Here is a 24,059-nt window from a genome sequence, read left to right on the forward strand (position 1 = left end):
AGTCGATTATGATGACTCAAGCATTTTATACAGGACTAAGTGGCCTTAGAAATATGTCCACTGGTATAGATATTGTCTCCGACAACATGTCTAACAACAGTACAGTTGGATACCGTGGTTATGGAGTAGAGTTTTCTAACCTTTTTGAAGAGGCCGTAAATCAGGTTGCAACTTCAAGTAGTGTAGATAGTTCTATCGGTGTTGGAGTTAAAGTAAACGCAACTCCAATGTTAGAAAAAAATGGAGAACTACTCTTATCAGATAGAAGTACTGACCTTGCAATAGATGGGGATGGCTGGTTTGGTATAGAAGGTGGAGCAGATACCATTTATACAAGAGCAGGTAGTTTTACTTTTGATGCAAATAATGATCTTGTAACAGAAGATGGCTTTCATGTACTTGGAACGATGGCTAATAATATACAAGACAATACTTTAACAGAAGTTATTAATACTATGTCCCTTGGAAATGTGGCAACACAAGAGGGTCTACGGTTTCCTAAAACACTTTCATACCCTCCCCAGCCAACATTAAATAGTTCATTTTATGGCAATATAGGTATTTCAGATGAGTTTCCTAGTACTATTAGTGCTACTGTAATTGATGCTCAAAATAATAGAAATGAGTTAAAACTTACTTTCACTAAAGCAGTTGATCAAAATCAACTAGGTACAAGATGGGATGTTCAAGCCGTTACTCAAAGGCTAGATGGTTTAGTCACTTATGATACACAAAATGGTACAGTTGAGTTTGACTCCTCTGGAGCTCTTGTCTCTTCTAGCTTAACCTCAATTGATAATAATGGAACAGCTGTAAATATGGACTTAGGTAGTGAGTTTAGTGGTGTAGTATCGAGTAATGTGCCACAAACAACTGGTTCAAGTTCATCTGATGGACTCATAGGCGGCGATTTATTAGGCTACTCTATAAATATAAACTCTGAAGTTATTGCTACATTCTCTAATGGAGAGCAGAGTAGCGTTGGAAAGATTGCAGTTTATCATTTTCAAAATGACCAGGGATTAGAGCGAATTAGTGGAAGTAGATTTCAGGAGAGCTCAAACAGTGGAGTTGCACTATTTTCAACTGATGGAAATGGAAACAATATATTGGGTGCAACAGTACATAACTTTAAACTTGAAAGCTCAAACTATAATAATACAGCAGGCTTAACTGAACTTATTATACTTCAAAGATCGTATGATGCAAACTCTAAATCGATAACTACAGCTGATCAAATGATGCAAAAAGCCCTTGACATGGATGCCTAAGTAGGTTTATTAAAACTGGAACACTAAGTGCTATATATCTTTTACTAACTCTATCTTTTTTAGATAGACCGATAAAGGATTTAAAATGTTAAAGTCACTTTTTGCCGGTGTATCCGGACTCCAATCACACCAAGTTGCGATGGATGTTGAATCAAACAATATTGCCAATGTGAATACTACAGGCTATAAATATTCTCGTGCAAACTTTTCAGATTTACTAGCTCAAACCAAATCAATTGCTACAGCTCCACAAGGTGAACTTGGTGGACGAAATGCAGTTCAAGTTGGACTTGGATCTCAGGTAAGCTCTATGACTAGAATCTACTCTCAAGGATCTGTCCAAAATACTGATAAAAATACCGATGTAGCTATTCAAGGTGATGGTTTCTTTATAGTCTCACCGGATGGTGGTAATACTTATAAGTATACACGTGCAGGAGATTTTAAATTTGATTCTGGCGGAAATTTTGTTGACAATGGTGGATTTATCGTTCAGGGATGGTCAAGAGACGATGAAACAGGAGTTGTAGATACAAGTGCTCCAATTTCAAATATAAACATACCACCAGGACTAACAACACCTGCAAATCCAACTGAAGATCTCGTACTAAAAGCAAACCTAAACTCTGGACCTGTTGTTGAGAGTTTTGCTCCAGCTTATGAGGTTGCAACTACTTCAACGGGTGATGCTGTAGATACCAATGGACGAGTAATATCTTCAGGGGATATGGGTGTTATGTATAACGAGAGTGGAGAAGCTCTCTCTTTGCAAGACTCACAGGGAGTTTGGGCTTCTTTTAAAGCAGCAACTCTTCCTCAAGGTGCAGCAGTAGCAGCCGGTGCAGTAGCACTAGATACGACATTTACTCTTGATGATGGAAGTACAGTAAATGTTACTTCAGCTGCAGGACCAGCAACAAATACAGCTCTAAACAATGCGAATGCTTTCATGGCAGCCATAAATGCAAAGAGTGCAGTAACAGGTGTGGTTGCATCTGTATCTACTTTAGGTGAATTAACACTTAGAAATGAAAACTCTAATGTAACAGCAGCACATAATATTAACTTTACTGACAATACAGGGACATCAGGAATAGCTTCAGGAAGTAGTGTCACTGCGTATCAGTATCAGTATAGTCCAACATCTGCAGTTTATACAGAAAATGCTAATAAAACATTTACAACAATCGCTGATCTTAGAGCTGCACTTCAAGCACAAGCAAGAGCTGATGGTGGTGCTGCAAATGGCATCGAGGTAATCGTAAATGAGCAAGGAAAACTTGAAATAAGTAATACTGGGACAAATGCGACAGATGATTATGATGTTAACTTCAGAGTAACTGCTATTAGTACAGCTGCAATTACAGAAAACACTAGATTTACTAGCAACATGTTAGCTTTAAATACTGTTATTCCAGCAGGAAGTGCAGGTAAAGCATATTCTCAAGCTTTTAACACGGCAACGCATTCTGCAAGTATTGATGTATTTGATTCTTTAGGCTCAAAGCATACAGTTAGAATGGAGTTTAGAAAAACTTCTGTTGATAGTGCGACAGGTAGTACATGGGATATGGTGGTAAGTGTGCCAGCTCCAGCTCAGATTGATACTATCGCTCCTTTAGACGAAAAAACGGGAAGTGTAAAGTTTAATAGTGATGGCTCACTTGCTACTTTTAACCCACCAAATATCTCTTTTACAGGAAATAATGGTTCGTCTCCAGATCAGCAGATTAATTTACGATTTGGTACTACTAATGCTTTTGATGGAATGACTAGTTTTGATTCACCATCAGCTACATCTGGAATTTCTCAGGATGGTTTTACTGGTGGAGATATCGTTGGTATCAGAATTGATCAAAGTGGCGCTCTTATTGGTTCATTCTCAAACGGTAGATCTTTTGCGCTCGCTCAAATTGGTATGGCTAAGTTTACAAATAACGAAGGTCTCGCTACCGAGGGTGGAAACGTATATGCGCAAACGGCCAACTCGGGAGATCCTATCATCGGTACAGCGGCAACGGCGGGACGTGGGTTTATCCAATCTTCCGCACTTGAAGCTTCCAACGTGGATCTTTCAACCGCTCTAACGCAGCTAATAATCATTCAACGTGGTTATCAAGCTAATGGTAAAACGATTACTACGTCCGACCAATTACTTCAAACTCTAATTGGACTGAAAAACTAGTTTAATCCTAATTTGATATAATTTCTTCTTTAGTCGCCTCATGCAGCGCAAGCGAGTAAAAGGGATACATTCCTTTTACGGACTATTAAATAAAAGAAGGAATTATACTCATGCAATTCTCCGCTCCCCTCAAATCAAACTCAAAAAAAGTAATGTTGCTAGGTTCTGGCGAACTTGGAAAAGAAGTAGCTATCGAAGCTCAGCGTTTAGGCCTTGAAGTTATCGCAGTTGATAGATACCAAAACGCGCCTGCGCATCATGTGGCACACCGCTCTTACGTTGTAAATATGCAAGACAAAGACGCTCTTTTAGAGATAATCTACCGTGAAAAACCTGATTATATACTTCCAGAAATAGAGGCAATAAGTATCGACGCTCTTTTTGCAGCTGAAGATAAGGGTTACAACGTAATTCCAAACGCAAATGCGGTAAGTAAAACTATGAACCGTAAAAACATACGTACGTTTGCGGCGGAAGTTCTAGGTCTTAAAACTGGTCCTTATGAGTTTGTTACTACTGAAGAGGAGCTTGAAAAAGCATCTGCTAGAATGGAATACCCTTGTGTTATAAAACCCGTTATGAGCTCATCTGGACATGGTCAGAGTATCTGTAAGAGCGCTGACGCAGTTGGAGAGTCATGGGAGATTGCAAAAGAGGCGCGTGGAGACGCAAGTGAGCTTATCGTTGAAGCCTTTATAGACTTTGATTATGAGATAACTTTACTTACTGCTCGCAATGGCAGTGAGACAGTATTTTGTGAGCCTATAGGACACGAACAACGCGATGGCGACTATGTCTTTTCATGGCAACCGATGCAGATGAGTGAAGAGGCTAAGAAAAAAGCTCAAGATATGGCTAAGACTATAACTGATGGGTTAGGTGGCCGTGGAATTTTTGGCGTAGAGATGTTTGTAAAGGGTGACGAGGTTTACTTTTCAGAAGTCTCTCCTCGTCCACACGATACAGGCATGGTTACACTTATTACACAATCTCAAAGCGAGTTCGCTCTTCATCTTCGCGCTGTTCTTGGACTGCCTCTTGGGTTTACTTTTTATGGCGGTGGCGCTTCCGCTGCGTATAAAACGCAGATGAAACATAGTAACGCCCCGGTTATCAAGGTTGATGACTCACTCTTTTGTGAGAACTCGTTTATAAGAGTCTTCTCTAAACCAGAAGCGCATGCAGGTCGCCGTTTGGCAGTTGCTCTTGTTTATGATGAAGTTGAAGCTGCTCTAGAGAAGGCTCGTGAACTTATCGAAAAAATCGAGGATAATTAAGATGCAAATAACTCTTTTAGATACTCTTACGTTTGGAAGCACTGACTTAAAAGGCTTTAATGATTTAGGCAACGTCACGTCGTATGAGACTACTTCATCTGATTTAACGCAAGAGAGAATAACAAACGCTGAGGTTGTAGTTACTAACAAAGTTCTCATTACAAAAGAGCATATGCAAAAAACCCCATCGCTTAAGCTAATCTGCGTTGCGGCGACTGGGATGAATAACGTAGACCTTGAAGCCGCTAAAGAGTTAAATATAGAGGTTAAAAACGTAGCAGGATACTCGACTGATTCAGTAATCCAGCATACGTTTTCTATGCTCTTTTATCTTTTGGGTCACTCAAGATATTATGATGAAGTTGTAAAAGACGGTACGTACTCTAGAAGTCCCATCTTTACAGACGTGTCTCAACCTTTCTTTGAAGTGAAAGGTAAAAAATGGGGTATCATCGGTTTAGGCGAAATAGGCCGTGGCGTGGCAAATATAGCTAAAGCGTTTGGCGCTGAAGTTTTTTACTACTCTACAAGCGGAGTAAATCGTACTGAGGATTTTCAAAGAACAAATCTTGACGAGTTGCTAAAAACCTGTGACATCATCTCTATTCACGCTCCATTAAATGACAAAACTAATAACCTTTTAGATTATGAACAGTTGTTAACTTGTAAAGATGGAGCTACAGTTTTAAACCTAGGGCGCGGTGGTATCATCAATGAAGAGGCAATTGCTAAGATTATAGATGAGAAAAATATCTTCTTTGGCTTGGATGTTTTAACGAAAGAGCCTATGAGAGAAAATCATCCACTACTAAGCGTTAAAAATAGAGATAGCCTCTACATAACGCCACATATAGCTTGGACTTCAGTTGAGGCTAGAGATAAACTTATAGCTAGCGTTATAGAAAATATAAAGAGCTCTTTTTAAGAGCTAATGCTAGAACTTACTCTTTTTGTAACTGCGTTTCTAGCAGCTACAATCCTCCCTTTTTCCTCTGAAGCCGCTTTTTTAGTAGCACTCTCAAACGATATGCCGACTCTTAATGCCATACTTAGTGCTTCATCCGGAAATATCTTAGCGATTATCTTTAACTACTATCTAGGCTACTTTTTATATGAAAAGACAAAAACAAAACTCCTAAAATCTAAGATTGGAAATCGCTCTTATGCTCTAGGGCATAAGTATGGGTACTTTGCGCTACTTCTATCTTGGTTACCGATAGTGGGCGATCCACTCACTCTAGTAGCAGGTCTTGTTAGACTGAAGTTTGTTTGGTTTGTTATTATAGCCGGAGTGTTAAGAGTCGCTAGATACTATTTTTTAACTCTTATGATATAATCCAAATAGAAAAATTAACAATACTGAGTAAAGAATGAATTATAAAAGTGATGTATTAATTATTGGAGCTGGTGGGGCTGGTTTAACTGCGGCTCTGCATGCTAAAGAGAGTGGAGCAAGTGTAAGAGTTCTCACTAAAGAGTATCCAACGAGAAGTCAAACCTGTATGGCACAAGGTGGTATGAACGCAGCACTAGCAAATGTAAGTGAGGATAGTGTTGAAGCCCATATTGCTAACACACTTAAATCTGCTCATGGCGAGGCTGATGAAGAGGCAGTTAGGTTTATGTGTAGTGAAGCTATAAACGCAGTGGAGTGGTTAGACTCTATAGGCGTATGTTTCTCCCGCACGGCTGATTCAAAGATAGCGCAAAGAACACTCGGTGGTGCTTCTGCACCAAGAGCCTGTTATGCACAAGACTATACGGGTCTTAAGATACTTCATACTATCTATGACAGATGTCTCTCCCAAGATATTGAGATACTCAATGAGAAGTATCTGCTTGATATTTTAAAAGATGAGAGTGGAGTAGTAAAGGGCGCTAAAGTTCTAGATATTAGAAGTGGTGATATAGAGATATATGAAGCAAGCGCCGTTATCCTCGCGAGTGGTGGATATAGCCGAATATATGATAAAAACTCGACTAACTCCACTGCTTCAACAGGTGATGGCATAGCCGCTGCAAGTCGCGCTGGAGCAAAACTTATAGATATGGAGTTTGTACAGTTTCATCCTACAGCTCTGAAAAACTCATCTATACTTATAAGTGAGAGCGCTCGTGGCGAAGGTGGGTATCTACTTAACTCAAAGGGAAAGCGTTTTACTAACGAGTTAGCGCCTCGAGACGTAGTGAGTCGCGCTATAAATGACGAGATTAACAAGGGTGAAGAGATATTTTTAGATATTCGGCACCTTGGAGAAGAACTTATAAACGAAGGACTTCCTCAAGAGAGAAAACTAGCAAAACTCTATGAAAACGTAGACCCGGTACATGAACTTATTCCCGTGCGTCCAGTTGCTCATTATACTATGGGCGGCATTGAAGTAGATAACAAGTCTAAAACATCTTTAGATGGTCTTTACGCTTGTGGAGAGTGTGCCAACCATAGAGTTCACGGCGCAAATCGTCTCGGTGGAAACTCACTCTTAGAGATAGTGGTTTTTGGAAAAGAAGCGGGACTAAATGCCGCAAAATACGCACTTGAAACAAAAAATGCACAGAGTGAGTTAGTTTTAGAAGACGGTTTTTTTGAAGAGATAAAAGAGTGTAAAAATGAGATAGACTTTTATGCTAAACGCGAGCATGTAGGAAATATGTTTTATAAAGACGTTGGCATAGTAAGAACGCAAGAGCAGTTAAAATCGGCCTTGTTAGAAGTCAAAGAGTTGCAAGCAAGTCTAAATCTGATGGGAGTGAGTGATAAGTCCAAAGTTTATAACACAAACCTTGTTGAGTTTATAGAGTTTAAAAACATGTTGGAAGTTTGTGAGCAGGTTGTGAGTAGCGCAATTAAACGCGAGGTGAGCTGTGGTGCTCACTACATAGTATAGAGTTGGGAATAAGATGAAGATAAGTATAAAAAGAGAAGATAATATTATAAAATATGAGCTTGATTTAAAAGATATCACACTCTTAGAAGCACTCAATTATATAAAAAGCAATCTAGATAATACTCTGGCGTTTAGCAGCGGCTGTAGAAGTAGCGTATGTGGCTCTTGCTCTATGCGCGTAAATGAGAGAGAAGAGCTTGCGTGTAACTATAAAGTTCAGGATGGCGATAGTATTGAGCCTCTTAAAAATATGAGTGTTATTAGAGATTTAGTTGTTGATATGGATAGCGCTTATAAGACAAACTTCAAAGCAAAGGCATGGCTCAATAAGCTCACCCAGGGAGTAAGCCTAAACCATGATGACGAAAAACGAAATGAAGTTCAGAGTGATTGCATACTCTGTAGCGCATGCTATTCCGCTTGTCCTGTATATGCTGTAAATGGAGAGTTCCTAGGGCCATTTGCCCTCACTCGCGTTTGGAAATACGTAAGTGATAAACGCGAGAGTGATGAGAAGAGTAAAATAGACAATGTTCAGAGTAATGGTGTTTGGGATTGTACTCTGTGTAACGAGTGTACTCTAGTCTGTCCTCAAGATATCTCAAGTAAAGCGGACATAGAAAAACTACGCGCAAAATCAGCGGGATATGGTTACATGGACCCTAGTTTTGGTAGCTTTGGTGGCGGATTTGGCTTTGATGGAAGCCCAAGTTTTTAGATAGATGGGGCTTTTGGTGGAGCACTCTGCACATCACTAACAATTGGTTGTGGAGGGTTTTTGGAACTTTGCACACCATCCGCATCCTGCGTTATATTTTCTGTGCATCCAAGCAAAAAAAGTGTTAGAACTGTTAGTATCACTATTTTCATTTTGTAACTCCTAAGTTTTTAGAGATAATGTTTGAGCCTTTAAAGAGAGCTCCGTAACTAGAACTATCTAGATCAAAAAGTAAACCCCTCCCAACGTCTCCCCAGTTAGAGTTATCTGAGTCAATGGCAGTAATTGCTTTTATACTCATACCGTCTATCTGGTAGATACCAAAATGTTCACTATAACTTGATGAGTAGTTTCTGTAGGGCACTCCAAACATCAGGTCACTTGCTCTGTATGTGAAGGCTTTATGGTTATGTTCTGCTTCACTATAGCTATATCTGTCCCCGATTTGGATTTTATCTGCAAGTTTTGGATTTGTAAAATCACTTACGTCAAAGAGTTGAAACTGTAACTCTTGAGCAATGCCACTCTCATCTGCATTACGGCCAATGCTTAAGACTCTATTTTCATCTACAACATGAAGGTAGCTTGAAAATCCAGGGATAGAGAGCTCTCCAACTGTTTGTGGATTAGTAGGATCGCTTAGGTCTATGGTATAGAGAGGATCCGTTTGCCTAAACGTTACAACATAGCCACGATCTCCCATAAAACGAACGGCACGGATGGTCTCTCCCTCTTTGCCAAGACCTGTAAGCGTTGCTTGCATTTGAAGCTCTTTATCTACGTCTTTTAGAGTGTAAATGGAGTTGGTAGTCTCTCCACCTCCCCACCATGCCCAACCAGAAGTGGTAGCAACTCTAAGGTACTCATCTTTTTCACTCATGCTAAACTGGTTAAGCATTCTTCCTTCAACCAATCCACGACTTTTATAGGATAGGTTCTCATCTAAAGAGAAGTGGTAAATCATCTGCTGTTCTTTGTAGTTAGTAAAGTCATAGTAGAGCGGGTACTCATTTGAGACAAGGTAGATGGATGAAGTTGAAACATACTGAGTTGTGCTGTTTCCTAAAAATGAACTTGTATTGTTATAAACGCCGCTATCGATGTTAAAGCTACTTATGGAGGTAATATTTGCTCTTTGGTTAAGTTTTATAGGGGCATAAAACTTCAGAGGATTTATAAGTTCTGACGTTACTCCATTTGAGGTTATCTTTGGCGTTAGTTTTTCGCTTGTTATAGTTGGGTTTTCATAATCATATCTATACTCGTCTATTTTGTTGTAACTATAGACTAAGAAGGGAGAAAATGAAGAGATGAGATAAAAGTTGTTATCTATGAGTCTACTATCAACATAGTAGCCTTCAACATTATGAGTCGCAGTTAAGGAGATGCTGTTGATATCTGAAATATCATAAATATCTATGTTAAATGAAGAGCTATATTGTGATGGCATTGCGATAGAGTATGAATAGTAATTATAGTTATTTGCATTTGAGACTACGACAAGTCTGGAGTTTTGAAGATACATGGAGGTAATGTATTTGTCTGTATAGTCTATTGAATTAATTGGGGTGTAAATCTGCCGCGCAATATTTGTAAAGCTCGTGATTATAATTTTATGATTTGAATTATCCACACTAAAAATATGTACTCCATCATGCTTTAAAATATCTCCCTCATCTACACCACTCTCCTGAAGATTCGTACTTGTAGTGTCTTTGGCTGTTTCATCACTTGTACTTGGTGTTGCAACATTGTTTAAAACTGCTGTGTCGGTAGTTTCAAGGAGGGCAAAACTGTAGGAGTAGTACTCATTCATACGAACCATCTTTCTAATGTAAGAGAGCATAGACTCCTCTGAGTTAAAAGTGCTTAACTCTGATGATTTTGTATTTATATCTATATTTACGTTTGACTCACTCTTAACCCAAAGCCCTTCGCCTAGAGTTATACTCTCTATAGAGGGAAAGTTCAAGTCATTTTTGTTTGTTTGCCAGTCACTTCCTTGAGAGAATTTCCAAACTAATGCATCCCCAAAAAGTTTATCGCTTATGATGCTTTTTTGAGGTAGGGCAACGAGATTCCAGCCAGTTAGAAGTTCAATACTGCTATTTTTTGGACTCTGTAAATTCTGCTCAGGCTCATACTCTAAACTCCAGTTTTCTTTTGAGAGAATCAGCATAGCTTGATAAGGTTTGAGTGAAGTGAGTTGCTTATAGCTAGCAACTATCTGAGTATTTTTTTGGACTTCTGGTGAGTAACCCATCCAGCTCTGAGTATTTGCATCAAAGCCCCAGACTATGTCAACATTTTCATTATTAAGCAGTTGTTCAACATCCAGAGTTGTAGGTACACCTATGAGTTGCCACCCTTTTTGAATACGTAGAGTTTCACTCGCTTGTAGTAGGTAAAAGAGCATGGTGAGTAGAGTTAGTAAACGCATGAGTAGACTCCTGTGTTTAGATGATATTACATAAGTATAGCATATTAGACTATAGTACTCATAACCCATTTATAACATTGTTATGAAATATGTTATAATAATTTAAATAAGATAAAGGCGGACTCATGGCAAAAGAGCACTCATTTGATATTACAGCAAAAATAGATATGCAAAACTTTAAAAATGCGATAAATCTAGTCGATAGAGAAGTGGCAAACAGATATGACTTTAAAGGGACTACATATGAAGTGAACTTTAAAGAAAAAGAGAAGGTTTTAGTTTTAGTGGCGTCATCAGATAACAAGCTTGACGCACTCAAAGATGTAGTAATAGCAAAGTTTTTAAAACAAGAGCTCTCTTCAAAAGTTTTAGAAGAGTTAAGAGTTGAAGACTCAAGCGGTGGTAATAGAAAAGCTACTTTTAAAGTAGTCGATTACATAGAGTCAAAAGAGGCTAAAAAAATAACTGCTGAGATAAAAAAGATGAAGTTAAAAGTAACTGCAAACATAGAAGGCGATAGCATCCGCGTTAAGGGAGCTAAACTTGATGATTTGCAAAAAGTTATGAAGATGGTTAGAGAAGAAGAGTGGGATGCGCCACTAGTTTTTGAAAATATGAGATAAGGGTTCTATTATGAGTAAAATGAGTGTAAGTGATGCGGCAGAGCATTTTGGTGTTTCAAAAGAGGCTATACATAATCGTATAAGACGAGGTTCACTAAAAGTAGTGGTAGAAGACGGCATAAAAATGGTAATAATTGACCCTTTGGCTCAATCTTCTAAGTCAAGAGTATCATCAGCTACTCAAAAATCAAGCACAACAAATGATAGATACTATAAACTTCTAGCAGAGCAAAACGAGAAGCTCCAATCTCGCATAGCGTTTTTAGAAGATGAGACGCGAACGCTTAGAGATCAAAAAGAGTTGATGCTTATAGAAGAACGAAAGAAAATAGAACAGATATATAAAGATAAAGACGAACAGTTAAAAAACATACTTAGTAGTATCTCTTCGCAGTTTATGTTACCTAACGCAAAAGAAGAAGAGCTTGAAGTTGAAGCACTTGAAGTGGAAATAGAACCTAACGATGAAGTAGAAGATGATGTTAGTTATGTTATATCTCTAAAAAAGTATCTAAACTCTACAAAACTCTCAGATAAAAAGAGAGAGAAGATACAAAAGAGATTTGCTAAACATGCGCAAAAAGATAAGAGAATTACAACTATAGGTAAAAAGTATTATATAGATACTTCAAAGTATGACTATAGTGACTTAATAAGATAAGAATCTTATAAGTCATCCATTTTTAAAGTAAGACCCTTCAGATGAGATATAGGGTAGGCATAAGCTATCCCATCTCCCTCCCCAGCTAAATCTAAATCATACATCAATTTTTGAATAATTTTATCAACATTTTTTGTAGGGGTAATAAACATCATATTTGAATCGGTTGAGTCAGAGTGTAGTCTATTATAAAAGTTATCCATCTCTTCTAGACCCATTCCATGAGCTTGCATAATGGTAACGCCATGAGCCCCTGCCTCTTTAGCTGAGAGGAGTGCTTGTTCTTCTTTATCGTGAGGAATTATGACATGTACAGATGAGAATGCCATCTCATAAGAGTGGTGTTTGTTTGTCCCATGTACATGAACTGTTGCTAAGCCCATATTGCTTGCATCTTCAAGTGCATAACGAAGCTCACTAAGATGAATAGCCTCCATCTCTTGCTTACCTTTCACTCCCATTCTCTCAGTCATGAGTCCATACGCCATAACAGTAATCATAGGAAAAAGCGATGCAAAGGCGATAAGTCCAAAACCATCTATAAGTGGGTCACGTCCAGGTATGTTTGTAGCAAGTCCAAGACCAAGAGCGGCAACAAGAGGAACGGTAACAGTAGAGGTCGTAACGCCACCACTATCATAAGCTATTGGAACGATGTACTTTGGAGCCATAAATGTTAATACGATAACGAACATATAGCCTGCCATGATGTAATAAACTATCTCTCCACCGTTTACAATTCTAAAAGCACCTAAAGAGATACCGATGGCAACGCCAAGTGCTACAAACAGACGAAGCACAAAGTCATTTACCTTGCCATCACTAATCTCTTTTGCTTTTCGAGCAATCGCAGTGAGTGAGGGTTCAGCCATAGTTGTTGAAAATCCAATAGTAAAGGCAAAAGTGTAGATAATAATATCACTATCATTTTGAGTAAGTTGCAGAGCCATAGTCTCACCAAGAGAGAAAAGACCCATCTCAAGACCAATGATGAACGCATCAAGACCAACAATAACAAGAGTAAAGCCTATGATTACCTCTTTTAGATTATCTATAGGTTTTTTAAGAATCACATACTGGAAAAAGAGAATTACACCAAGAATTGGAATAACGTCAGTTGCAACACTTACTAGACCTTTAAGAAGTGCAAGTGCACTAAAGTCAAAGGCAGCAGCAGTCTCTGGAGTATGTGCAGCTAGAGGTATAACTACCTGAGAAGCCTCTATAAACTCATATACATAAATACCATAAAACTGAACGAAAATCATAGGTGTAAGTGAAGCAAACGCGATAAGACCAAAACCATCTAAAACAGGGTTTCTCCCCTTTATACTAGATGCTAAGCCAATACCAAGGGCTGCTACTAGAGGAACGGTCACGGTAGAAGTTGTAACGCCACCAAGGTCGTAAGCAAGTCCAACTATCTCTTGTGGTGCAAAGGCAGTAGCCGCTACAACCATGATATACCCAGTGATGATATAGTAGTGGATAGGATGACCCTTTATAATCCTCCAAACACCAAGAACGATGGCAAAACCAACAGAGAAGGCAACAACCATTCTAAGAGTAAACGCATCTATTCTTCCAGCACTTATCCCAGCAGCCTTATCAGCAATAACTAAAAGAGCTGGTTCAGCGATAGTAGTACCAAAACCAATCATAAAGGCAAAAATTACTATCCAGCCAGTGGAGCCCTTATGTGCAAAATCTGAGGCTAACCCTTCTCCAACAGGAAAGATTCCAACTTCAAGACCAAGAAGAAAAACAGCAAGACCAACACCAACGATAGCAAGACCAATTGTGGTGCTTAACCAGTTCTCTGGAACAACTTGTATGATAGCAAGCTGAAAAAATATAATTACTAAAATGATGGGAAGTAGGTCCCGAAAGGACTCTTTTAGGAGTTGCAAAAATGACGATATACTTAGCATTAATTACCTCTAATTATTTTTATTATAAAATAATAGCAAATATATGCAAAAAGTAACTTTATAAGTAGAATTGGATTATATTAAATTTATTTGGATAGAATATCATCTCTAAATATGGTCGAGTGTCCGAGTGGCCGATGGTGCAACCTTGGAAAGGTTGTGTAGGAGCAATTCTACCGAGAGTTCGAATCTCTCCTCGACCACCACTTTTAGATTTTTAACTTCAAGCAAAAAACTTTTCCCTTTAAAATTATGACTTTATACACTACTTAATTAAAATAATGAGAAATTTTAGATAAGATTAATTTATAATTTTTTTAAGATGGACAATTACATTGAAATATCTTGTAACTCTACTTTTATTTACACTAACACTCTTTGCTTCTGAGCCTGCTTACCTCTACGAGGATAAAAACAGCAGCGTTACCATCGATTATGTCAAAGAGAATGCTGACGTTATTTTTAAATCTACTGATGATTTGAGTAAAGGTTTTAGCAATTCAGCTTGGTGGCTAAAAATTGATATAGAAAATCCTACTGATGAGAAGGTAGATAAGCATTTAATATTTGAATTTCAGTTACTTCAAAAGATCGAAGCCTATATAATAGATGGTAAAAATATTTCTACATATATATCAGGAAGAAATCTCCAAAAAAATCAAAATAATCTTCATGCAGGTTTTAATGAAATCGAATTTACAATGCAAGCACATAGTAAAAAAAGGGTATTTGTAAGGATAAAGAGTGACCACATTATCCATCTTCAATACAAGCTATTAGATACAAAAGCCGCATTTGAATATTTTCAAAACTGGAGTATTACTACAACCCTCCTCTTTAGTGCTCTATTTTTCTTATTTGTTTACAATTTTGCTAATTTAATCTGGTTTAAACAGAAAATTTATTGGTACTACATAGTGTATGTCTTTGGTGGAATAATATCTTTGTTAGCAGCTAATAACTTATTTACAACACTGTTTAACTTTGGTATAGATGATATTAAGTTTTATGTATTTGGTGGCATGCTTTTTTATTTAGGACTAGCATTTTTCTTATACGAACTCTTAAGAGATAGTATGCCCGCACTTGATGTGAAGTTACATTATATGATTGTAGCGATTATGTCTGTACTCACAATTGTGGCTATATTTGATAGCGGTTTGGCAAATAAGATGTTTTTATATGGTGCGGGACTTGTTGTTACTGTACTGTTTACCTGTATAATTATTAATGCTTTAAATAGGCAACACCCATTGGCAAGATATATCCTCACAGGGTGGTTAATATTATCATTCTTTCTTACTTTCTTTCTTTTAAGTATGCTAGGAATTGTAGGTATCGAGTATCGTTACTTTTATGTTTATGGGCAGATAATTGAAGGTTTTATCTTTTCTATTATTATTACTTACCAGTATCGTTTTTTACAGGTTCAAAAAAAACAAGAACAAGAAGAGATAAAGTTAGCGCAGATGGGAGAGCTCATATCTATGATTGCCCATCAATGGAGACAACCTCTGAGCTCTATCTCTGCAATTGCAAGTACACTTACCCTTGATATCTCTATGGATAACTATAAAAAAGAGTTTTTTTCACAGAGATTAGAAGATATCAATAGACTAACGCAGCATCTCTCATCCACAATTGATGACTTTAGAAACTTCTTTAAGCCTAATAAAGAGTCGATAGAAACAAGCTTAGAGCATGTTGTTGCAAAAAGCTTAGATATTACACAAGAGTTGTTATCAAATTCAAACATAGAAATCACTACTGAGTTTAACGATAGCATAAATGTGAATGTATATGAGAGCGAGTTGATGCAGGTTCTTTTAAATATTTTAAGTAACGCACATGACAATTTTATAGAAAAAAAGATACAAAACCCATCTCTTAAAATAAGTACAAAAGATAACGCCATAATCATATGTGATAATGGTGGTGGAATCCCTGAGGATATAATAAGTAAGATATTTGAACCCTACTTCTCAACAAAAAATGAAAAGAATGGAACAGGCTTAGGTCTCTATATGTCAAAGTTAATTATAGAAGAGCATCACAATGGTAAACTATCTGTATATAACAAGAATGGCGGTGCGTGTTTCGAAATTATAGTGGGCTAGTTAGATTAAACTCTTAGGTAATTTTTACTTAGAAATTAAATTTATAGCTTCACTAATGTGGTCGATGTCTTTTTTGGAGTAGTTCATCAGAGTTGAGACTTCATTTGAGAGTTCACTCTGCTCATGGACTGATGAAGAAATAGATTCAGAGATTATAGTCATATTGGCGATGATTTTTGAGATACTTGCAATAGCTTCGATAGCTAACTCGGCTGATTCTTGAACCGAGACAATACTTTGAGACACCTCTTGCGTCGCAGCTGCAGTTTGTAGAGAAAGAGCTTTTACTTCAGATGCGACTACAGCAAAGCCTTTACCAGCTTCACCTGCTCGTGCCGCTTCAATAGAAGCATTGAGTGAAAGTAAATTAGTTCTTTGAGCGATAGATGATATGGATTTGACAACTCCACCAATTGCTTTGGATTGTCTTCCAAGTTCAGACATAAGTTGAGTAGTGCTTTGTGATTTAGTTTGTGCTTCTTTAGTGATATTATTACTTAGTTCAGTAGCTTCAGAGATCTTATGGAGTGAGTGAATCATGGCACTCATATTGTCACTAACCCTTTCTAAGTTAGAAGAGGATTGATTAAGATTCTTAGCAGAGTCTTCTACTGCTAAAATCATCTCTTTATTTTTAGTGATATCTAGAGCAAACTTGACTACCTTAAAGGGCCTACCTTGTAGGTCTAAAATAGGGTTGTATGTAGCTTGAATCCAAACTGTTTTACCATTTTTATCTAGGCGTTTGTACTCGCCCGTGTCAAACTTTCCTTGGTTAAGTTGTTGCCAAAATATTTGATACTCTTGAGAATTTTTATAAGATTTTTCACAAAACATACTATGATGCTTGCCAACTACTTCACTCCTTGAGTAACTAAATGTTTTTAAAAAGTTCTCGTTAACATCTAGGACGATGCCCTTTAAGTCAAACTCGATGACGGCTTGTGACTTTGAAATAGCATTCAACTGACTCTCGTAATTAGAGCTTTTTAATTTTTGAGAAGTAATATCTTGAGCAAATTTAATAATCTTCACGACATTTCCGTACTCATCTGTAACAGGAGTATAAGAGGCTTTTAACCAAACGATATCACCCTCTTTGGTGATGCGTTTAAACTCGCTTGTTTGAGAGTATCCTGCAGCTAAATCTTTCCAAAAATCTCTATACTCACGAGTTCTAGCATAATCAGGAGTACAAAACATACGATGGTGTTTGGATTTTATCTCTCTAAAAGTGTAGCCCATTACATCTAAGAAAAGTGAGTTGGCCTGTAAAATGTAACCTTTAGTATCAAATTCAATAACGGCATAATTGGTATTTAAAGCTGTTAATAAATCCTTGTCGTCATTCATATGAGTACCCCTAAGTCCTTTATATATGTTAAATATCGAAGTAAAACCGTGCTTGCTAATATGATATTATTTTTTATTTTAGCATAAAAGATACTCTTTAGATTTTTAGTTTGATGAAAGTAACTCATTTGTTTTAAAAAACAATTTAGTTTATATTTAAGTAAACTCAGTAACATATTAATAATACATAGAGATAAAGAGGAGTGAAAAATTGAAAAAGATCTTAATCATTCTTATAGCTTTTCTGTTTATAGCTTGTGAGCAAAAGGAGCAAAAGCCCTTAGTCCTCTCTGTAGATAGATGGATAGGCGCTTCTCCAATTTACTATGCGCATAAAAAAGGGTGGCTCAAAGATATTGGGATTGAGATGATTTTGGCACCCTCAATTGCCGATAATCTACATTTATATAGATTAAAAGTCTCAGACATTGTAACGGGAACACAGCATGAGTTTTTTAAATTAAAGAAAGACTCTCTTGATATAAAACCATTTTTAATTTATGATAGATCCTATGGTGGTGATGTTATCATGGCAAACAGAACTTTAAAAGAGTTTCAAAACTCATCACAAATGATTCATGTCTATTTAGAACTTGGAACCATAAATGAAGAGATGCTTAACTTTTGGAAACTCTATAATGAGATAGCCGATGAGCGTCTTATCCTCCATAACGCTACTCAAGACGAGATATCAAATCAGATAGTAAGAGAAAATCAAGAGCCACTACTTCTTATCACATACAACCCACATAATATAGCTCTTAAAAAGAGTGGATTTTACCAGATTGCAGACTCTATGGACGATAGATACTTAGTGCTTGACTCTCTGTTTACGTCGGATAAGGTTTATAAGGAGAGGGGCGAAGATCTAAAAAATTTAAAAACTGTTTTACTTAAAGCTACTATGGCTTATGAAAAAGATGCAAAAGAGTACTATGAAACCATAAAAGGGTATATCAGCAATCCGAGTTATGAAGAGTTTAAAGATATGCAAAAAAATATACGCTGGTTACTAGATAGCAAAAAAAGCGACTCAATATACAAAGCAATGGAGTCTATGAGTTTTCCTCATAAAGATCTACTGTAGTGAATTTAAATAAATTAAAAACCTTATCTACGTCTATCTTTATATCGTTTTTAATAATTTCTATCATCCCCTTAAGTATAGTCTCTTGGATTTCATATAGCGATTCTGTAAAAAATATAGAGCAATTAAAAAAAAATAAGCTAGAAAACAGAGCCGCCCAAAACGTCGACTTTATAACAAGCCTTTTTAAAAATACAAAAGAAAACTTACTCTCATGGGCAGGGTATGAGGGTACTCAAGAGTTTATGCAAAAGCTTAATAGTGAAGTTTTTCAAAGTAAACTAACAGCTAAAGAGTTTGTTTTAAGCGATAAGTATAAGAGTATGAAACAGATCAAAGAGAATACGCTAAAGCAACTCAATGAAAGTTATGACTATATATATGATACCTTTTTAATAGACACTGCAGGAAACATCCTATACACAGTCAAAAGAGAGAGCGATCTTGGGGAAAACTTAAGTACGGGGATTTACTCTAGTACGCTTTTTGCACAGGTATTTCGGGCTTCAAGAAGGGATAAAAAAACATACTTTTCCGATATTGAGCGTTACACACCGAGTGGTGGAGATATAGCTGGCTTTATCTGTACACCTATGATAACTAACGCAGGGAAGGTTATTGGCTACATAGCTGTGCAGATAGATCTGGCCTCTATGTTTAACAGGTTTCGTAACATAAAAGATGAAGAGAGTGGGATAAAACACTACCTAGTTGGTTCAGACTCTCTCTTGCGTACAAGTTTAAACAATCATGATGAAGTTTTAAAACGAGCTATAAATACAGAGCAGTTTTGGTTATGGTATAACAAGTACGGCATTGAAAAAAACAAAAATCCAAAGATGAAAGAAGAGCTTCTCTCCTACATGGGCCCAGATGGGACAAAGGTTTTGGGTCTATATTATCCAATCAGTATACTTGGGAAAAACTGGGTTCACATTAGTGAGATTGATGCAAGTCTGTTTTATAAAGATTCTCATGAGTTGATGAAAAACATTTTAGGACTTATGATACTTACTGTTTTGCTTATTGTTGTGTTGTCTTTATGGATAGCTAAACGCATAACGTCTCCCATAGCCTATCTAAACAACCAAGCACACAGATATATAAAGGGTGAAAAGTCTGTTAGTCTACTACTTAACTCTAAAGATGAGATTGGACAGCTTTCAGATACTTTTCACACCATGATGAAGCAACAACAAGAGCATGAGAAGGAGCTTGAAAGATTACTTGAGAGTTTAAAATTTCAAAAGTTTGCTCTAGATGTACATGCTATAGTTGCTATAACAAACACACAGGGCGATATTCTCTATGCTAACAAACAGTTTGAAGAGATTAGCGGTTATACTCAAAATGAACTTCTTGGAGCAAACCATAGAATTCTCAACTCTGGACACCATCCATTAAGCTTTTGGAAAGAGATGTATGAAGAGATTAAAAATGGAAATATTTGGCATGGCGTTGTTAAAAACAGAGCTAAAGATGGAAGTTACTATTGGGTAGATACAACGGTTCTTCCATTTATGGGAAGTAATTCTAAAGTAGAGCAGTATATTGCCATTAGGACAGATATAACGCACCAAAAAGAGATAGAAAAAAATATTTTAGAGAACGCAAACTTACAAAACGCCATGTTTGATAATGCTGGAATAAGCATCATTATTACAGATACACAAGGATTAATCCAATCCTTTAACAAAGAAGCGGAAAATCTACTTGGTTACAAAGCAGAGGAGCTTGTAGGTAAAGAAACTCTCGCTATTTTTCATAAGGTGAACGAGATTGTCTCCATGTCAAAACAACTCTCTAAATGCTTTGGAGTAGAGATAGAACCCGGTTTTGGTGTTTTTGTAGAAGAAGCAAACAGAGGGCTTGCTAGCATACATGAGTGGACATATGTACATAAAGATAGTAGTGAGTTTCCTGTTACCATAGCTGTCACAGCTTTTTATGGAGAGAGTAATGCCATACTTGGTTATGTGGGGATGGTTCACGATATAAGACTCTTTAAAGAGGCACAACAGAAGATTATAGATGCTAAAGATGCAGCAGAGTCGTCAGAGAGAGCCAAGTCGGAGTTTTTAGCGTCTATGAGTCATGAACTTCGAACTCCTCTAACAGCTATTTTAGGCTTTACGAATATACTGGAGTCTAAAGTCACAGATGAGACCCATCTCTCTTATGCTAAGCATATCGCTTCAAGTTCTCAGCAGCTGCTTACCTTAGTAAATGACATCTTAGATATCTCAAAAATTCAAAGTGGAAAATTTAGAATCTCTCCATATAGTTTTCATGCTCACTCAGAGTTTACAAAGCTATCGCTAGGACTAGAATCTTTAGTAGAGAAGAAAAAGTTGCACTTTGAAAAAGATTTCGATGAGAGTATAAAGTTAGTTCTTTATGGAGACCTCACAAGAATAAATCAGGTTATAACCAACTTACTCTCAAACGCGATCAAGTTTACACCTCAAAAGGGCAGTATTGGCTTAGCTATTCATTACTCCGATGGCAAATTAATAGTAGAAGTCAGAGATACCGGCATAGGTATGAATGAAGACGCCCTAAGTAGAATCTTTAAGCCTTTTGAGCAAGCGGATGGAAGCACAACAAGAAAGTATGGAGGAAGCGGTCTTGGCTTGACCATCGTACAAAAAATAATAGAGTTAATGGATGGCAGATTAGAGACTAAGAGTAAAGAGGGAGAAGGAACAACTTTCAAAGTAACACTTCCCATCCCTTTAAGTGATGAAGAGATAGAAGAAGATAGTACTGAAGAAGGGAATCAAAACAGTAAATTTCAAGGAAACATCCTCGTAGCGGAGGACAATAAAACAAATCAGATTTTAATACGGCTACTTCTAGAGGAGAGAGGTCTCTGCTGCGATTTTGCAGATAATGGGCAAATTGTAGTAGAGATGTATGATCCTCGGAAGTATGATTTACTTTTTATGGATGAGAATATGACACTAATGAATGGTACAGAGGCATTTAAAATTATTAAAAACAGATATAAAGATAAGTGCGGTCCTATTGTTGCACTGACTGCAAATGCAATCTCTGGGGATAGAGAGAAGTTTATAAGTATTGGGATGGATGATTATATCTCTAAGCCTATAGATGAGCAGAGACTCTATGAAGTTTTGAGTAGATATACGACTGTTATGAAATTCTAATATTTTGTGATAAACTATCAAATATAAGATTTATTAATTTTTAGACAGAACTTCTAACTTGGATGTACTTATGAAAGTAATTTGGTATATTTTTACTCTATTTTTTGTAGCTTCACTTCTATTTTCTATAGTGGGGTTTTCTACGGAAAATTTTGATTTTTTTGTATTTCAAGAGCAGCGTTTTTATTTTCAGTTTTGGATTTCACTCTCAGGAATTTTGTTTACACTGATAATGACAATGTGCTCTTATGGTGTCTATAAAAAAACTCAGTTGAAGCCCCTTAAGTACATTCCCTTAAGTTTTTTATTAACCGCTCTTGCTTATATGGTGATGGCATACCATGCATCGTATTGCGAAGTTTGTAGTGACTTGGCTCTATGTGCGGCAAGCCATACCTATCCTAACTATTTGATTATCATCTCCTTTATTATATTTGTTATGAGTGCCATTGTCTTTAGTCGTCGTTTAAGTATTCAAAAACGGGCTGAGACGCTACAAAGGTTTTCTTACGGTCTTATAGTGGCTACCACTCTGTTGATCCTTACACTCTTTATCAGCATGCAATATATGGAGCTAACGGATATTACCCCCTACTCTGGTGCTCAAAATCTACAGGCTGCTATTTTTATTCTTCCTATGTCTATTGTACTTATCGCGTTTATATATTTTTACAGAACTTACAAAGTGAGTAAAATCTATATGTTTATAGCCTTTTTATTAGCCGCAAGTTTTTTACCTCAGGCTTATCACACGTATATTTGTGCAGATTGTGATGCCTTAGAGTGCTCGGAGTTTTATGTAGTCTCAGGATTAATTATGTTTGTTGTTACTGGTCTATTGATTCACTCAGTAAGTCTACAGATACAAGACAATAAGGAAGTTTAAAAATGCAAACTACCCTTTTAAAGAAACTGCTGCTGTTTATCTTGCCTTTGAGTATTCTTCCTTTGATATTGATGATGCTCTTTTACTATATGTATCTTCATCAAGTACTGCAAAATGAAGAGATAAAGTCGCAAAAAGAGAATATGACCCATATTGCAACTGATATTAAGAATTTTCTAAATGAACCCTTAGAGTTTAAAGAGCATTTTAGGCATGAGTATATTAATCTTAGCAAAGTATCTATTGTTGACAAGAGAGCAAAGGTGCTAGTGAGAAATTTTGAGCTCAAAGAGAGCGACAAGATATATTTTAGCAAGAGACTCGAACCACTCTTTGAAAAGATGCTAAAAACAAATGAAGAGAAGATTGAACATGACGAAGCGAATAAGGTGCTAATAAAACCTATTTTCATTGATGGGAAGATTACCTATTTTATTGTCTCAAATTATAAACACAATCTTGATGAGAAATTTATGCCAATAAATCAGACATTTATATATATCTCATTTATTATTATTTTTACAGTTTTTATCATAGCGATATTTATCATTATCTTTTCGTTAAAGATTTTAGAGCCCCTAGAGTTACTCATGGAAGGGATTGAAAAGATCTCCAAAGGTGATCTCTCTCATACTATAAAAAGCAGTTCAAACGATGAGTTTGGCGTACTTGTAAATGCCTTTAATGATATGAGAGTAAAGAGTGAGCAAATGAGCAAAGATATGCACAAACAAGAGGTCCTTCTTGTTCAGCAGTCTCGTCTAGCACAAATGGGTGAGTTAATCTCTATGATTGCCCATCAATGGAGACAGCCTCTTAGCTCAATCACAGCGATTGTCTCAACTCTGCGTATGGATATTCTCATGGGAGAGTATAAAAAAGATTTTTTTGAAGAGCGTTTGAACTCTGTTGAGGTATTAGCACAACACCTCTCTGGTACTATTGATGATTTTCGTACATTTTTCAAAGCCGATAAAGAAGTTAAGCAGACGACAATCCAAGAGATAGTAGAGGGTAGTTTTAATATTATCGCTCCTGCTTTAGTGGCAAATGGCATATTGATAGATAAGCCATCTGATGATGCTCCCATTGTTGTAAATACTCTTGAAAATGAGATGAAACAAGTTTTATTAAACATCTTAAAAAATGCGGAGGATGCTCTTTTAGAAAAAGAAGATGCAAATCCACAAATCTGGATAAGTTACTTTAAAGAGAAAGAGTTTGCACTCATTATGGTTGAGGATAACGCAGGTGGGATTCCTGAGTCAGTTATAGCAAATATTTTTGACCCTTACTTTAGTACAAAAAAGGCTAAAGATGGCACGGGACTAGGACTATATATGTCAAAAACTATAGTTGAAGAGCATTGTCATGGAGAGCTGTCTGTAAGCAACAGTGATAAGGGTGCACAATTTATTATTAAGTTACCCATAGAGAGTAAGAGCTAAAAAT

Annotated in this window: 18 protein-coding genes and 1 tRNA gene; 15 read left to right on the top strand and 4 right to left on the bottom strand. The window is 36.8% G+C overall.

Translation table 11 applies throughout. From position 1 onward, the window contains the following. Positions 1 to 8: 8 nt before the first annotated feature. The 7 genes from GJV85_RS00290 (at position 9) to GJV85_RS00320 (ending at position 8,339) form a co-directional block, all read left to right on the top strand. Positions 9 to 1,271 (top strand): flagellar hook-basal body complex protein, encoded by a 1,263-nt coding sequence (locus GJV85_RS00290; protein ID WP_207561899.1) that lies wholly within the window; start codon positions 9 to 11, stop codon positions 1,269 to 1,271. Positions 1,272 to 1,356: 85 nt separating this feature from the next. Then, positions 1,357 to 3,456, top strand: coding sequence for a flagellar hook protein FlgE (gene flgE / locus GJV85_RS00295; RefSeq protein WP_207561900.1), 2,100 nt, complete (start codon positions 1,357 to 1,359; stop codon positions 3,454 to 3,456). Positions 3,457 to 3,566: 110 nt separating this feature from the next. Continuing rightward, positions 3,567 to 4,733, top strand: a complete 1,167-nt coding sequence (gene purT, locus GJV85_RS00300) for a formate-dependent phosphoribosylglycinamide formyltransferase (RefSeq protein WP_207561901.1) — start codon at positions 3,567 to 3,569, stop codon at positions 4,731 to 4,733. A 1-nt stretch (position 4,734) separates the two neighbouring features. Next, positions 4,735 to 5,658: a D-2-hydroxyacid dehydrogenase gene (locus tag GJV85_RS00305; RefSeq protein WP_207561902.1), complete on the top strand. Its 924-nt coding sequence runs from the start codon at positions 4,735 to 4,737 to the stop codon at positions 5,656 to 5,658. 6 nt (positions 5,659 to 5,664) lie between these two features. Next, the gene (locus GJV85_RS00310) at positions 5,665 to 6,069 is read left to right on the top strand and encodes a YqaA family protein (protein ID WP_242689801.1); all 405 of its coding nucleotides are present in this window, start codon (positions 5,665 to 5,667) and stop codon (positions 6,067 to 6,069) included. Between the two features lie 34 nt (positions 6,070 to 6,103). Next, on the top strand, positions 6,104 to 7,621 hold the full coding sequence (locus GJV85_RS00315) for an FAD-dependent oxidoreductase (protein ID WP_207561903.1): 1,518 nt from the start codon (positions 6,104 to 6,106) through the stop codon (positions 7,619 to 7,621). A 13-nt stretch (positions 7,622 to 7,634) separates the two neighbouring features. Then, positions 7,635 to 8,339: a succinate dehydrogenase/fumarate reductase iron-sulfur subunit gene (locus GJV85_RS00320; RefSeq protein WP_207561904.1), complete on the top strand. Its 705-nt coding sequence runs from the start codon at positions 7,635 to 7,637 to the stop codon at positions 8,337 to 8,339. Here GJV85_RS00320 and GJV85_RS00325 read toward each other — a convergent pair. Both GJV85_RS00325 and GJV85_RS00330 read right to left on the bottom strand, forming a co-directional pair. Then, positions 8,336 to 8,491, bottom strand: a complete 156-nt coding sequence (locus tag GJV85_RS00325; RefSeq protein WP_207561905.1) for a hypothetical protein — start codon at positions 8,489 to 8,491, stop codon at positions 8,336 to 8,338. The two genes, GJV85_RS00320 and GJV85_RS00325, sit on opposite strands and share 4 nt — an antisense overlap. Continuing rightward, positions 8,488 to 10,779, bottom strand: a complete 2,292-nt coding sequence (locus GJV85_RS00330) for a beta-propeller domain-containing protein (RefSeq protein WP_207561906.1) — start codon at positions 10,777 to 10,779, stop codon at positions 8,488 to 8,490. Before GJV85_RS00330 ends, GJV85_RS00325 begins: the two co-directional genes overlap by 4 nt. A gap of 125 nt (positions 10,780 to 10,904) precedes the next feature. On the opposite strand from GJV85_RS00330, the gene GJV85_RS00335 reads away from it, so the two are divergent. Further along, positions 10,905 to 11,402: a YajQ family cyclic di-GMP-binding protein gene (locus GJV85_RS00335; protein WP_207561907.1), complete on the top strand. Its 498-nt coding sequence runs from the start codon at positions 10,905 to 10,907 to the stop codon at positions 11,400 to 11,402. Positions 11,403 to 11,412: 10 nt separating this feature from the next. Then, entirely contained in the window at positions 11,413 to 12,063 is a 651-nt protein-coding gene (locus tag GJV85_RS00340; protein ID WP_207561908.1) for a DNA-binding protein, read from the top strand. Between the two features lie 5 nt (positions 12,064 to 12,068). Here GJV85_RS00340 and GJV85_RS00345 read toward each other — a convergent pair whose 3' ends face one another. Then, positions 12,069 to 13,994 (bottom strand): DUF1538 domain-containing protein, encoded by a 1,926-nt coding sequence (locus GJV85_RS00345; protein ID WP_207561909.1) that lies wholly within the window; start codon positions 13,992 to 13,994, stop codon positions 12,069 to 12,071. A 116-nt stretch (positions 13,995 to 14,110) separates the two neighbouring features. On the opposite strand from GJV85_RS00345, the gene GJV85_RS00350 reads away from it, so the two are divergent. Together GJV85_RS00350 and GJV85_RS00355 are read left to right on the top strand one after the other, a co-directional pair. Further along, positions 14,111 to 14,200 (top strand) — tRNA-Ser (locus GJV85_RS00350). A 129-nt stretch (positions 14,201 to 14,329) separates the two neighbouring features. Further along, positions 14,330 to 16,111, top strand: coding sequence for a sensor histidine kinase (locus GJV85_RS00355; protein ID WP_207561910.1), 1,782 nt, complete (start codon positions 14,330 to 14,332; stop codon positions 16,109 to 16,111). 24 nt (positions 16,112 to 16,135) lie between these two features. Here the strand turns inward: GJV85_RS00355 and GJV85_RS00360 are convergent, their stop codons facing one another. Continuing rightward, positions 16,136 to 17,464 carry a methyl-accepting chemotaxis protein gene (locus GJV85_RS00360; protein WP_207561911.1) on the bottom strand — a complete coding sequence of 443 codons (1,329 nt, stop codon included), beginning with the start codon at positions 17,462 to 17,464 and terminating at the stop codon, positions 16,136 to 16,138. A 211-nt stretch (positions 17,465 to 17,675) separates the two neighbouring features. Between GJV85_RS00360 and GJV85_RS00365 the strand changes: the two genes are divergently transcribed. The 4 genes from GJV85_RS00365 (at position 17,676) to GJV85_RS13610 (ending at position 24,055) form a co-directional block, all read left to right on the top strand. Next, complete coding sequence (locus tag GJV85_RS00365; RefSeq protein ID WP_207561912.1) at positions 17,676 to 18,551, top strand: substrate-binding domain-containing protein; 876 nt, start codon at positions 17,676 to 17,678, stop codon at positions 18,549 to 18,551. Then, positions 18,551 to 21,721, top strand: a complete 3,171-nt coding sequence (locus GJV85_RS00370) for a PAS domain S-box protein (RefSeq protein WP_207561913.1) — start codon at positions 18,551 to 18,553, stop codon at positions 21,719 to 21,721. The genes GJV85_RS00365 and GJV85_RS00370 overlap by 1 nt, the downstream gene beginning before the upstream one ends. Positions 21,722 to 21,791: 70 nt before the next feature. After that, positions 21,792 to 22,607 carry a hypothetical protein gene (locus GJV85_RS00375; RefSeq protein WP_207561914.1) on the top strand — a complete coding sequence of 272 codons (816 nt, stop codon included), beginning with the start codon at positions 21,792 to 21,794 and terminating at the stop codon, positions 22,605 to 22,607. A 2-nt stretch (positions 22,608 to 22,609) separates the two neighbouring features. Next, positions 22,610 to 24,055: a sensor histidine kinase gene (locus GJV85_RS13610; protein WP_242689802.1), complete on the top strand. Its 1,446-nt coding sequence runs from the start codon at positions 22,610 to 22,612 to the stop codon at positions 24,053 to 24,055. The last annotated feature ends 4 nt before the right edge of the window (positions 24,056 to 24,059 follow it).

Origin of the sequence: Sulfurimonas aquatica (assembly GCF_017357825.1) — a bacterium.
In the GTDB taxonomy this organism is placed as follows: Bacteria; Campylobacterota; Campylobacteria; order Campylobacterales; family Sulfurimonadaceae; genus Sulfurimonas; species Sulfurimonas aquatica.